Source organism: Aestuariibacter sp. GS-14, assembly GCF_006494365.1.
Taxonomy (GTDB): domain Bacteria; phylum Pseudomonadota; class Gammaproteobacteria; order Enterobacterales; family Alteromonadaceae; genus Alteromonas; species Alteromonas mangrovi.
On the sequence record NZ_VHIP01000028.1, the window covers coordinates 1 to 13851 of the forward strand.

General features: G+C 48.0%; 10 protein-coding genes. 3 read left to right on the plus strand and 7 right to left on the minus strand.

The genetic code is table 11. From position 1 onward, the window contains the following. Positions 1-351 precede the first annotated feature (351 nt). The 7 genes from FJ444_RS21065 to FJ444_RS21095 form a co-directional block, all read right to left on the minus strand. Positions 352-648 (minus strand): GIY-YIG nuclease family protein, encoded by a 297-nt coding sequence (locus FJ444_RS21065; protein WP_140961897.1) that lies wholly within the window; start codon positions 646-648, stop codon positions 352-354. 55 nt (positions 649-703) lie between these two features. Further along, positions 704-1672, minus strand: coding sequence for a universal stress protein (locus FJ444_RS21070; RefSeq protein ID WP_140961899.1), 969 nt, complete (start codon positions 1670-1672; stop codon positions 704-706). Positions 1673-2471: 799 nt separating this feature from the next. Continuing rightward, entirely contained in the window at positions 2472-3740 is a 1269-nt protein-coding gene (locus FJ444_RS21075) for an inorganic phosphate transporter (protein WP_140961901.1), read from the minus strand. Positions 3741-4057: 317 nt separating this feature from the next. After that, on the minus strand, positions 4058-4774 hold the full coding sequence (phoU, locus tag FJ444_RS21080) for a phosphate signaling complex protein PhoU (RefSeq protein ID WP_140961903.1): 717 nt from the start codon (positions 4772-4774) through the stop codon (positions 4058-4060). A 14-nt stretch (positions 4775-4788) separates the two neighbouring features. Then, positions 4789-5595, minus strand: a complete 807-nt coding sequence (gene pstB / locus FJ444_RS21085; protein WP_140961905.1) for a phosphate ABC transporter ATP-binding protein PstB — start codon at positions 5593-5595, stop codon at positions 4789-4791. A 5-nt stretch (positions 5596-5600) separates the two neighbouring features. Then, complete coding sequence (gene pstA / locus FJ444_RS21090) at positions 5601-7190, minus strand: phosphate ABC transporter permease PstA (protein WP_370298082.1); 1590 nt, start codon at positions 7188-7190, stop codon at positions 5601-5603. Next, a complete protein-coding gene (locus FJ444_RS21095; RefSeq protein WP_140961909.1) occupies positions 7183-9330 on the minus strand; it encodes an ABC transporter permease subunit in 2148 nt (715 codons plus the stop codon). The genes pstA and FJ444_RS21095 overlap by 8 nt, the downstream gene beginning before the upstream one ends. A 137-nt stretch (positions 9331-9467) precedes the next feature. Here FJ444_RS21095 and FJ444_RS21100 point away from each other — a divergent pair, with 137 nt between their 5' ends. The 3 genes from FJ444_RS21100 (at position 9468) to ppx (ending at position 13677) form a co-directional block, all read left to right on the plus strand. Beyond that, positions 9468-9977: a glycine cleavage system protein R gene (locus FJ444_RS21100; RefSeq protein ID WP_140961911.1), complete on the plus strand. Its 510-nt coding sequence runs from the start codon at positions 9468-9470 to the stop codon at positions 9975-9977. Between the two features lie 101 nt (positions 9978-10078). Then, on the plus strand, positions 10079-12151 hold the full coding sequence (gene ppk1 / locus FJ444_RS21105) for a polyphosphate kinase 1 (protein ID WP_140961913.1): 2073 nt from the start codon (positions 10079-10081) through the stop codon (positions 12149-12151). Beyond that, complete coding sequence (ppx, locus tag FJ444_RS21110; RefSeq protein ID WP_140961915.1) at positions 12148-13677, plus strand: exopolyphosphatase; 1530 nt, start codon at positions 12148-12150, stop codon at positions 13675-13677. The genes ppk1 and ppx overlap by 4 nt, the downstream gene beginning before the upstream one ends. Positions 13678-13851: the final 174 nt, after the last annotated feature.

A 13851-nucleotide genomic window follows, 5' to 3' on the forward strand; every position in this document is an offset into this window, starting at 1 on the left:
ACTCAAACAGCTTGCCTTTGCCAAACAAGATCCCCGCCTTCGCGGGGATGACGGGGAGTGTACGGGGATGATGGGGAGTGTACGGAGATGACGGGGAGTGTGCGGCGATGACGGGGAATGTGCGGGGATGACATTCCTTTCCTGTCGCCCCGGGCTCGACCCGGGGTCTACTCAAACAGCGTACCTTTGCCAAACAAGATCCCCGCCTTCGCGGGGATGACAGGAATTGGAAGCAGGGATGATGGGGAGTGTGCGGGGATGACAGGAGTTGGAAGCGGGGGCAACGGAATAGCGGCTGATGAGGAATAAGTGTGGATGAAAGAATGGAGCTTGGATCTTACGCATCGTCTGTTAACGGTTAATCAACGGATACAAATCATACCAGCCCGGATTTTGTTGTGTGATCAGCCTTTCCTTCCAGCTGCGCCGCCAATGTTTAAGTTGTTTTTCGCGTGTTATAGCGGCATACATGTCTTCATGCATCTCGAAATAAACAAGATCTTTCACCTTGTATTTGGTGCAGAAACCCACAGCCATTGACATTTTGTGTTGATAAATGCGCTGTATCAAATTACTTGTAACGCCAACATACAGCACAGTTCGTGTTTCGTTTGAAAGAATATATACAGCAGGAAGACGCTCCGGCATGCTTGCCACCAGTTCATAAATAAAACTTAATTTGAACCGGTAGAATGATGTTTAGCTACTGATCATCAGCACTGATTTGCCCAGGTTTTATTGCCAATATTGAGCAATGTAACTCGCCAGCCAGTTCTTCCGCTATACTACCGGCAAGCCAGCCGGGAATGCCGGGTTGGGTAATGGAGCCCACTACCACAACGTCGGCATCCAGCTGCAATGCAGTTGTTGCTATGCCTGCTACAGGTTGGCCATATACCAAATGTGTTTGAATATCCAGACACTCATTATTACTTTGGAGCGACGCCTGTAGTTCAATCACCAGTGAAGCCATTGCCTGATCGCGTTCCTGACGGATAAGTTCGTTCATGGTAGCCAATTCGTCCTGCGGCATGGAAAGCAGACCTTCGCAGATGTATTGCTCAGGTATAGATTCATACACATGCACCAGATGCAGAACCCCCTTACTAAGTAAGGCTAACGCCGACGCTTGCTGGACAATAGATTTGTTCAACCCCTTACGTACTGCTGCGTGCTCATTTCCGTAGTGGTAATTTAAGTCAACTGCAGCAATAACCACATTGTGATGTGGTGGAGAAGATGCAGGTAGTAACCAAACCGGACTTGCACAGTGTCTCAATAGGTGCAGTGCGTCAGCGCCAAATAGGCGCCCGCTGACACCGGATTTAGCTTGAGCAATCACAAGGTCCACGCTTAAAGTTGAAACCGTCTCCAGTACATCCTGACTCACATCTCCCACTGTCACTTCACAATGAACAGGCCACCCGGTATCCAAATTATCAACGTGATTGCAAAGCCAACGTTCCGCATCGCAAATTAATGACTCCTGAGACTCAATGTAAGCAAACGATGCCATTACTAACCGGGCATTGGGTGGCAATGCAGGTAAAGCCAACTGAATAGTGAGGTTAGCCTGATGTAACTTCGACAGTGCCACAGCTTTGGTGATTAGCGCATCCTGACCAGATGTACTGGAAAGCACGCACAGAATTTGATTGTACTGAGGGCGCACGGCATCACTCTTTGCATATACAGTATGATTTTGATATTGACGTTAGTTTGTGACAGTTTGAAGACATAAAACTGCGTCTTTAATTACATGATAGACGGAAATAACGTTTCCTTCCGTTGCCCCGGGCTCGACCCGGGGTCTACTCAAACAGCTTGCCTTTGCCAAATAAGATCCCCGCCTTCGCGGGGATGACGGGTGTTGGAAGCGGGGATGACGGGAGTTGGAAGCCGGGATGACATTCCTTTCCCGTCACCCCGGGCTCGACCCGGGGTCTACTCAAACAGCTTGCCTTTGCCAAATAAGATCCCCGCCTTCGCGGGGATGACGGGAATTGGAAGCCGGAATGACGGGATTTGGAAGAGGGAATGACATTCCTTTCCCGTCGCCCCGGGCTCGACCCGGGTCTACTCAAACAGCTTGCCTTTGCCAAATAAGATCCCCGCCTTCGCGGGGATGACGGGAATTGGAAGCAGGGATGACGGGAATTGGAAGCAGGGATGACGGGAATTGGAAGCGGGGATGACGGGAGTTGGAAGCGGGGATGACGGGAGTTGGAAGTCGGGATGACATTCCTTTCCCGTCGCCCCGGGCTCGACCCGGGGTCTACTCAAACAGCTTGCCTTTGCCAAATAAGATCCCCGCCTTCGCGGAGATGACGAAGTAAAGATGAGGTGACGAAGTAAAGGTGGGGTGACGAAGAAAAGGTGAGATGACTTACAACGGTAATGACGAATATGGATCAGGATAGCGTATTCGGCAATCGCGATGGCGTATAGGGAGCGGCTACGAGGTGTAAAGCCTATACGCCGAAAATCAGTTTAAGTGCGTAGAAGCACATAATTGACAGGATCGCACCGGCGGGTAAAGTTACCACCCATGAAATCACAATATTACGTATCACACCTAAATTAAGTGCGGATACACCACGAGCCAAGCCCACACCCAATACTGCACCCACCAATGTTTGTGTGGTTGATATAGGTAATCCCGTGCCGGATGCAATTACTACTGTACAGGCGGCAGCCATTTCAGCTGCAAAGCCACGGCTTGGGGTGAGATGTGTTATGCCTTCGCCAATAGTGGCAATGACGCGATGACCAAACAGGGCCAAACCTGCAACAATGCCCAATCCGCCTAGTGGCAAAATCCAAGATGCAAGTTCGCTATTAGAGCCAATTTCACCGCCGCTGGAAACCACACTTACTACCGCAGCCAATGGGCCGATAGCATTGGCCACATCATTTGAACCGTGTGCAAAGGCCATGCAGCAGGCAGTAACCACCATTAAAATGGCGAATACTTTTTCTACGTTTGCGCGTTGTAAATCAGCGTCGTTAGAATGACTATAAACCTGACGATTGATTAACCATTTACCCACAAAGGCAATAACGATTGCAATGACTACCGATAATACATAACCGGCCGTAGCTGATAAACCTAAACCGACGTGGGACAAGCCTTTTGTAATCGTTACCAACGACATCACAAACCCGGCAAATGCCATGTAAAACGGGACGTATTTGCGGGCATAGTGGAAGGGTTTGTCGGTTTCAAAAATCAGTTTGTGGGCACTCATGAAGATCAAGTAGGCAATCACACCGGAGATAGCCGGGGTAATAATCCAGCTACCGACAATACCGCCCACTTTACTCCATTCAACGGCTTCAACACTTACGCCAACAGCGGTAAAACCAATAATGGCACCAACGATGGAGTGAGTTGTTGACACAGGCCAGCCCAGGTACGACGCAACCCCAAGCCATAACCCTGCGGCAAACAGTGAGGAGATCATGCCCAGAACCAAATATTCTGGAATATCAACGAAATAGGCAGTATCTATAATGCCTTTACGAATAGTTGCGGTTACTTCGCCACCAGCAAGGTAGGCACCCGCAAACTCAAAAATCATGGCAATAATAATTGCCTGTTTAATGGTGAGGGCTTTTGAACCAACAGACGTACCCATGGCATTGGCTACGTCGTTTGCACCAATACCCCAGGCCATAACAAATCCCACCACGGCGGCGAGGATGATAAGAATCATGCCATAACTTTGAAGGAAATCCACTGACATTTGCTCCTGGTCTGTTTAGCAGTCTTTCAGCCGTTGTGCGTTGATAGACATGTTTACTGCTGACGGGCATTCTGTCGCGTTTACACTTACTGCCAGCGTTTTGAATTTATGCATTGTTCTTCGTTCGTTTTTTATACTGAAGCTTCAATATTGCGGCGCATTCTAACTTAATCCGCTGACAAGCCATAGACCAATTTCGACGATCTGCTATAAATAATCGTGTTTATCATCCTGATCGCTGATATTTACATCAAATATTTCACTTTAATTACAGATTTAAGGCAGCTCTAGCCGCTAGAGCTGCCAGTTGTTTAGGTTAGATCATCTATTTTTTGTTGCAAACTTTCCAGTTTAGTATGCCTTACATCTTTACCACTGGTGAGTGAGACAACGTATTCGCAAATATTTTTGCACCGGTCACCAATCCGCTCAAGCGAACGCAATGCCCACAGAATTTCCAGCCAGTCTTCCATTGACTGCCCTGAACGCGACATTTCACCGGTTGTAAAAGTGAGCAACTTTTTATATTCGCTGTCGATACGGTTGTCCTGATCGTACACAATAAGGGCAGCTCGCTCATCCTGCCGGGCAAAAGCATCAAACGTACCTCGCATCATGGCCGTTACCTGCTGACCAATTTGCAACATACTGCTTTTAATCGACTCCGATGCAGGGATCTTTTGTTTGGTTACCAGTTTGGCTATGCGCTCTATTTCATCACCCATCCGCTCAATGTCTGTAATGGCTTTTGAAATGGTCATGATTAATCGCAAGTCACTGGCCGTGGGATGCCGCTTTGCAATGATCCTCAAACATTCCTCGTCGATTTGCATCTCCATGGAATTCACTTTCAAATCGTTAAGGATCACTTTTTCCGCCAGCCCAGGATTATTGGTACTAATGGCTTTGAGCGTATCAATTAACTGCTGTTCTACTTCGCCGCCCATAGTGAGCACGGAGTTTCGCAGGTTTTCCAGTTCAAGGTTAAAGCGGTCAGATATATGGGTATTTAGTGCAACCTGATGCATGCTGTTGCCTCCCCCTAGCCGTAACGGCCGGTAATGTAATCTTCGGTTTGTTTTTTGTCGGGCATAGTGAACAACGTATCGCTATCGCTGAATTCGATTAACTCGCCCTGATGCAGAAACGCGGTGTAATCGGAAACCCGGGCCGCTTGCTGCATGTTGTGTGTAACGATAACAATGGTACAGCGCTTCTTGAGTTCGCCCATTAACTCTTCAATAAACAGGGTAGTTAATGGATCTAACGCAGAGGTTGGTTCATCCAGTAACAAAATAGCGGGGTTTAAAGCAAGCGCGCGAGCTATCACCAGGCGCTGCTGCTGACCACCCGATAAAATCATGGCCGAGTCAAACAGCCGGTCTTTTACTTCTTCCCACAGCGCTGCCTCGTGCAAGGCGCGTTCTACCGCATCGTCGAGCTGGCGACGCTGCTTAATGCCTTGTAACCGCAATCCGTAACACACATTGTCATATATGCTCATTGGAAAGGGATTTGGACGTTGAAATACCATGCCCACCTGAGAGCGCAGCAAAGACAGGTTTTCTTTCTTGTGATTAATATTGCGCCCTTCAATGATGATTTCGCCGCTGGTTTGGCTATTTAAAATTAAATCATTCATGCGGTTAAAGCAGGCTATCAACGACGACTTTCCACAACCACTCTGGCCAATCAGCGCCGTAATGCGGTGTTTTGGGATCCGCATGTTAATGTTATGCAACACATGCTTTTGACCCAATCGCAGATTCAGATCGCGAACTTCGATGGCCGTTTGTTCCGGTGACAGCCCTTCCAGGTTGAGTCGTTCCCGTTCGAACAGTTTCAGCATGAGCGTCAGTAACCTCGCAAATATCGTTGACGTAGCCGCTTACGTAGGATCACAGCCAGAATATTTAATACAAAAACCACCAGTAATAACAATAAGCAACTGGCAAACATCATAGACGCGCTTCGCATGTCTGTTTGGCTGTGGAATGCGCCGTCGTATATTAACACACCCAAATGCATAAACTGGCGATCCAGGTGCAGATAGGGGAATTCGCCATCAAACGGAAGATTGGGCGCAAATTTTACAGCGCCAACCAGCATTAGCGGTGCAACTTCACCAGCGGCCCGCGCGATGGCGAGGATCACACCGGTCATAATACCGGGACTAGCGATCGGCAGTATGGTGTGCCAAATGGTTTCCAGTTTGGTAGCACCTAATGCATAGCTACCTGCTTTTAATCGCTGGGGTACGCGCCTTAGCCCCTCTTCGGTAGCTACAATTACCACAGGCAATGTAAGTATTGCCATGGTTAATGCCGCCCAGAATACGCCGGGAGTTCCCATTGTAGGGGCAGGTAAACGATCACCGAAGAACAGTTCGTCAATTTGGCCACCCACAAAGTATACAAAGAAGCCGAGTCCGAATACGCCATACACAATTGACGGCACTCCCGCCATGTTGCTAACACAGATGCGAATGACCGCCGTCATCGTATTGTCGGGAGCATACTCGGTAAGATAAATCGCCGCCATTACACCGAAAGGCGTCACCAGAATAGTCATAATAAATATCATCAGCACGGTACCAAACAAGGCTGGGAATACCCCGCCTGCGGTATTTGCTTGTTTGGGTGAGTCCGTTAAGAACGTCCAAATGGCGTTGGCTGCGACACCCGCTTTGCCCCACGGACTTAGCTGTCCGGTATAATTGAGCTGGTCCAGATCGTTAAGGAGAATTGAAAATCCCTCACCGCTGGCAAACTGAATATGCAATCGAAACTCGGCAAGCTGGGATTCCAATTCCAGTACCCGGTTTTGCCATACGCTGAACTCGCGGGAAAGGCGTTCTCTTGCCGGTGCATCATCGGCTACTGCCCGTATATCCAATTCGGCCAAACGGCGGTGGATTGGCGCAAGATGAAGCGTGCGGATTTGGTCGATGTCGAACTGTAACGCGTTAACCTGCTGACGCGCCTGTTCCAGCGCTGCCAAGGATTGCGCCGGCTTACCAGGTAAATCCAGGCTTATCGGCTGTGCAAAAATCCGGGTGCCGTCTTTGAGCACAATATCAGCCGCTTCTTTTGCAACCGCCAGATTCTGAATAGCGGGCGTTTCCAGAATAAGCTGATTACCAAACGGATAAGCGGCATTTGAATATCGGATCAGCCACAGGTGTTGAGTTGCGGCACTATATTGACTGGCTACCTGCCCTGCCCCTACCTGAGCATACACTTTGTGCGCGCTACCCGCCGCATCCGTATAAGTAAGGTTGTGCACTGGGCGAGGCCAAAAATAATCACTACCACGCAAGGCAATTAACCCTAATACACACACTAAAGCAACCAGTAACAAACTGGCACAAAACGCGCCCAAACTAATTACAAATGATTGCTGCTGACGATTAGACAGAAAACGTCTGAATGACCACTTACCCATAACTGGCATTCCTGCGCAATCGTTGACGTAATAACTCGGCCAGCGTATTTACCAAAAACGTGAAAGTAAATAATACACATGCGGTTAAGAACAGTACCTTGTAATGCATACTGTCTAATTCGGCTTCGGGCAATTCAATAGCGAGGTTAGCCGTAAGTGCGCGCAAACCAGCAAACAAATCCCAATCGGCAATCGGCGTATTTCCCGTTACCATTAACACAATCATGGTTTCGCCAAAAGCGCGCCCAAATCCGAGCATAATAGCCGCCATTATCCCCGGAAAGGCCACCCTCAACACCACTCTGCGCAAGGTTTGTAAACGGGTTGCCCCCAACGCATAAGAGGCCTGGCGTAAACTTGTTGGCACGCCACTAATGGCATCCTCTGCCAAAGAATAAATACTGGGCGAAATAGCAAAGCCCAGGGCTATCGCTACCAAAATGGTGGTTTTACCTACCGGCACGCCGGTGGTATCGGTAATAAAGTCAAAGTCGTTGACTTCCAGTATGTAAAACAGCAACTGTGGTGCCCATTCAATGCTGATATAACCCAGACCCAGTATGCCAAGTGCAGGCAGCACCAGTTCAGCCGTATTGCGCACGCGGGCAGGCAGATTGCGCGCAACTTTGTGCTGAATCAAGGCAATCAACAACAAACTAAATGGCACCGTAAATAAAAACACGGCGAACGAAAATAAAAAGCGCTCAGCCAACGGTGCCAGCCAGATTGCAGCAATGAATCCAATCAAAACGGAAGGAATGGCCTCCAGCATTTCGATTGCAGGTTTCATATTATCGCGCACTCTTGGACGGGCAAAATACGCAGTATACACGGCCGCCCCCAAGGCAAGCGGAATAGCAATAAGCAACGCCAAGCCCGACGCTTTGATACTGCCCATTAACAATGGCACCAGGTTCATTTTTGTTTCCTGGTAATCACTGGCACTGGTGGTTTGCCACAATTGGTCTGGCTGTCGATAACCTTCGTAAAGTTGCGGCGATAAGAGACTATCTATTGTGCTGAGCCCAGCCAAATGGTTGATGTGTAACTTAAGCAAGGTGCTATCAGAATACACATATACCCGATCGTCAAACCAACTCAAGCCGGTTGGCTGAAACGGCAATGCGCGTCGTTCTACAATTTCGCCGGTCACCTGGTTAATCAGCAATAACTGTTGCTGATTAGTAATCATGGCTAATCCGTTTACACTGGCATGTGGGTTAATTGCAACGGGTTGCTCATTGGGCTTTAAAGCCAGTTTATACGCAAGCTGATATCGCAATACCCCTTTATCGTTATATACCGTTAGCCTGCTCATCGCGCTGTTGGGATGTGAAACAATCAGTGAACGCCCTTTTACAAAGGTAAACGCCTGTACTACCGGGTCGGGTAACACAATGCGGTCAATCAGCACGTGCTTTTCGTTGTAAAAAAGCAGGATATTGTCTCGAATTTGCATTATCTGATTGCTATCGGGAAGTAACACGATGGGCAGTAAATCGGTGAGGGTATGCCGAATAATTCTGGCAGGGTCCTGCCGGTTAACCCACTGAATAAACTGAGACTTCTCCGTATTAACAACCAAAATAAGCCACTTTTCGCCTACTTCCAGTGACCAGTTTATTTTAGCCGCCCAAACGGCTTCTGGTATTGCAAATGACAGTTCACTGGCCAGCGGACTACCTACCATGGCAACTTCGTGTGAAGCAGCAAATGTTGGAACAGGAAATAACCGTACCTGCCCGGTAGCCGAGATATCAATCGCGTAGGGAGTCCCCTGAACCAAATGCGTCGTCAGTGAATGAGAACAAGGGCGTCGAATGGATTGACCGGCGGTAAGTTCGTTATCCACCAGCGTAGTCAGTGTCAGGCGACAACCAGGGCCTTGCAAAATGGCAGCTTGTCCGCTGTCGATGTCCCCTGCATATAAAAAGCGGCCCGTCGGTAACACCGGTAATTCCGTTTGGATCTCGGCATCCGGAGAAAAAGCAAAATCAGCCGCCTGAGAAAACAAATGCCAGATCAGTATTACCATGGTTAGCAGCACCATTGCGCCAAACCCACTGATAATCACTCGCGCGGTGATGTCACGGCGACGACGTTTTTTCAGTACAGTTTCCTGCTTAGCTGCTACATTCATTATTCGGAGTCATGATTTGGCTTAAATTGCACTGCTCAGCAGTGTAAGTTGTGATATTTTAAGATCAAGAGAAACTTATAAATACCTGTCAGGGTCAGTTTTTTCGACCTCACAGTACAACTCACAGGAGTGAATGTATGAAGCCTGTCATCATCACTGTTATTGGTAAAGACCGTCCTGGTCTGGTTGATGCCGTTGCTAAAAAGGTCTACCAGCATGGGGGAAACTGGCAAGCCAGCAGCTTTGCCCACATGGCCGGGCAGTTTGCCGGGTTTGTGGAAGTGCTGGTACCTGCCGAACAACACCACGCATTAATTGAGGCCCTCAACAAACTCGACGGTTTACAGGTCCACTCCCAGTCGGTAACAGAAACCACCGCACATCCCGATGAAATGCTTAGAATAGAGGTAATGGGCAACGACCGTACCGGCATTGTTCAGGAAATTACCAATGTGCTTAATGGCTTTAACCTGAACATACTGCACTTTGCATCAACCTGTGAAAGTGCACCCAACTGGGGTAGCCAGATGTTTAAAGCGCAACTGCGCGTGGGCGTGTCAACCGATTTAGACCGCGATGATTTGCAGGAAGCACTGGAAGCGGTTGCCAACGATTTGGTAGTGGATATAACCACAACCTTATCCTGAACCGCATAGCGCGGTTAGAAAATATTTTTAACGCCGTCAACAGGTTGTAATACTCAACTGCTATGTTAACGCGTTTTGATTGCTGAATAACTGATGTAATTATGGAATCGACTGACCTTTATTACCCAAAAGAACTGAGCTGGTTGTCTTTCAACGAACGAGTGTTGCAGGAAGCCGCCGACAGAAATAACCCCGCCGTGGAACGCATTCGCTTTCTGGGTATTTACTCCAATAACCTGGATGAATTCTTCCGCGTGAGAGTGTCTGATGTAAAACGCCAGATCATCATTGCCCAAAACGACGGTAATGATTTGGAAGCCCAGCATCAACGCAGACTGTTAGAGCAAATTCAGCAAAAAGTAATGGCGCTGTCGAAAAAATTCGACACCATACACAAAGAAGTTGTAAAGGCGCTGGCGCGTTACAGCATTATTATTCTGCAAAAGAACGAACTCACTGACTATCAGCGTGAATGGGTGCGCAATTACTTTATCAACAAAGTATTACGCCATATTGCCCCTATTTTGATTGATAAGAAAACCGACTTGCTTAGGCGCTTAAACGGCAACACCGTTTATTTGTATGTGGCACTGCGCCGTGAAGGCCGCAGCCCGCGATTTGCCGTAGTGCAAGTACCTACATCCGAGGTATCGCGATTTTTCCTGATCCCGCCGCAGCGCAGTAGAAAGAGTAAACACATCATATTGCTCGACGATATGATCCAGCTGTCGATGGAGGAAATTTTCCGCGGTTTTGTTAAATTCGATACTCTGGAGTCGTACTCATTTAAAATGACCCGCGACGCTGAATACTTTATTAACGACGAAATCGACGAAAGTTATGTAGAGAAAATGTCGGAAAGTATGAAGCAGCGATTAATTGCCGAGCCGGTTCGGGTGATCCATGATCAGGACATGCCTGCCGACATGATTGAAGATCTGCAGCGCCGCCTGAAGATAACCAAGCTGGATACCCTGCATTCTGCTGGTCATTACCGCAACTTCAAAGACTTTATTGGTTTTCCAAACGTGGGGCGAGAGTATCTTGAACACCCGCCGTTACCTGCCATTGATACCAAGGACTTTTCGGCATACAACACAGTGTTCGATGCAATCAGTGCCCATGACATACTGCTGTATTATCCGTATCACCGCTTTTTGCACTTTACTGAATTTGTGCGCCAGGCGGCATTCGACCCCAGTGTTAAATCAATTCGTATTAATATTTACCGGGTGGCGAGCCACTCGCGGATCATTAGCTCACTGATTGACGCTGTGGACAACGGCAAAAAAGTAACGGTAATTGTAGAGCTACGCGCCCGTTTCGACGAAGAAGCCAACATTGAGTGGTCGAAGCGCATGACCGATGCCGGTATTCGCGTAATTCTGGGCGTACCTTCACTTAAAATTCACTCCAAACTGTGTATTGTGTCGCGTGAAGAGCGCGGCAAGTTAATGCACTACGCGCATTTTGGTACCGGTAACTTTAACGAGAAAACGGCCAAAATTTATACCGACTTTAGTTTGTTTACCAAGAATCAGGAAATGGCTGAGGAAGGTAACTCTGTATTTGATTTAATTTCAAACCCGTATCGTCGCTACAAGTTCCAGCATTTACAAATTTCACCGTTAAACGCCCGAACCAAAGTACAGTCGCTGATCCGTCAAGAAATTCAATACATGAAAGAGGGTCACAAGGCTGGGATCACCTTTAAAATTAATAACCTGGTTGATAACGAACTGATTGACGATTTGTATCGCGCCAGTCAGGCAGGCGTAAAAATCCGCGGTATTGTGCGCGGTATGTGTAGCCTGCGTACCGGTATAAAAGGGTTGAGCGAAAACATTAAAATTATTTCTGTAGTAGACCGTTTTCTGGAACACCCGCGCGTAATGATTTTTAACGGAGGTGGCAACCGCAAAGTTTATATTTCATCTGCCGACTGGATGATGAGAAACATGGACAACCGTATTGAAGTGGGTGCACCAGTGTACGACGAAGCTCTGCAACAACGCATAGTGGATATTATGGAAATTCAGTTTCGCGATACCATGAAAGCCAGGGAAATCGACAAGGATCAAACGAACCAGTACGTTAAACGAGGCAACCGTAGAAAAATGCGTTCTCAGGAAGAGATTTACAATTACCTTAAACAACTGGAAGAGAAAAAATGAGTCCGGATCCATCGTCCTTTTCTGGTGTAGAAAGCCGCGAAGTTACCAAAGTTGCAGCACTGGACATTGGTTCTAACAGCTTTCACCTGGTGGTAGCTCGCATTGTGGCAGGTTCAGTACAAATTCTTCACCGGGTAAAACAACGCGTCCGCTTAGCGGAAGGACTGGACGACAATAATCTATTGGGTGGTGAAGCAAAACAGCGCGGACTGGACACTCTCAAAGTGATTGCAGATTCGCTAAAAGGCTTCGAGCCTGATTCGGTGAGAATTGTCGCTACCCATACGCTTCGACGGGCAGTAAATGCACAGGAATTTATTGAAGAAGCCCTGCAAATTCTGCCCTATCCCATCGAGGTTATATCGGGTACCGAGGAGGCGCGGTTAATTTATTCAGGTGTGGCGCATACCAATCACGACACGGGCAAGCGTTTAGTGGTGGATATAGGTGGTGGCTCTACCGAGTTTATAATAGGTGAAGGATTAAACCCGTTGTTGTTGCGAAGCCTGCAAATGGGTTGTGTAAGCTATACTCAGCGCTTTTTTGCCAATGGTGAATTAAAAACCAAAGCGTTTGAAAAGGCGATCACCGCAGCAGAACAGGAAATGGAGCCCATTGAAGAGCGTTACCGACGCTTGGGCTGGCAACGCTGTATCGGCACTTCCGGTACCATCAAAGCCATTTGTGCGCTGGTACAAAAAGAACAAAAAGAAGTATACGATAAACCTATTACGTTGAAAGACTTAAAGACGCTGATGAAGCAATTCATCGAAGCTGGCCATATCGATCAACTTAACTTTCCTGAAATGACCGATGACAGACGCCCGGTTATGCCCGCCGGATTATGTGTGTTGATTGGCCTTTTTAAAGCACTGAAGATTGAATCACTGGAGTATTCTCCCGCGGCGCTGCGTGAAGGCGTGTTATACCAGATGGAGGATGAGCTGCATAACAGTGACATCCGTAGCCGCACTGCCAGCAGCCTGGCAACGCGTTATGACGTGGATACAGCGCAGGCACATTTGGTGCTCAATACAACCATTACGTTATTTAATCACTGCCAGAAAGCATGGACACTGAGTCATCCGGACTACCGCGCCATACTAGGTTGGGCAGCATTACTGCACGAGGTAGGCATTCAGATAAACACCCGTGGCGTACAACGTCACTCCGCCTATATCCTGCAAAATGTGGATATGCCAGGATTTAATCAGGCACAGCAGGAACTGTTGGCAACGCTTGTACGCTTTCATCGCAAGAAAATCCGCGTAGCAGACATACCCAACTTCACACAATACGGAAAGGAAGACGTATACCGTCTGATCGTGTTGTTGCGTTTGGGCGTGTTGTTGAATATTAAGCGCCAGGAAGACTTTCTGCCTGATTTTGCAGTTGACGTTGAGAAGTGCAGATTATCGCTGACCTTCCCACCTGAATGGCTGCCATCAAAACCTATAATGACAGCAGATTTGGAACGAGAAAAAGGCTATCAGTCGGCTGTCGGTATTGAGCTGACTGTTTCCTGAGATCCCGGACAAGCGTTTCGCACTTTCCGAGACGAAGGCTAAGTGGATACAACCTTTCCCCGTCATCCCGGGCTTGACCCGGGACCTACTCAAAAAGGCCGCGATTCCAAAACAACCCTTGCTAGATGTTTCCCAAGTTCCCGGACAAGTGCTTCGCACTTTCCGGGACGACGG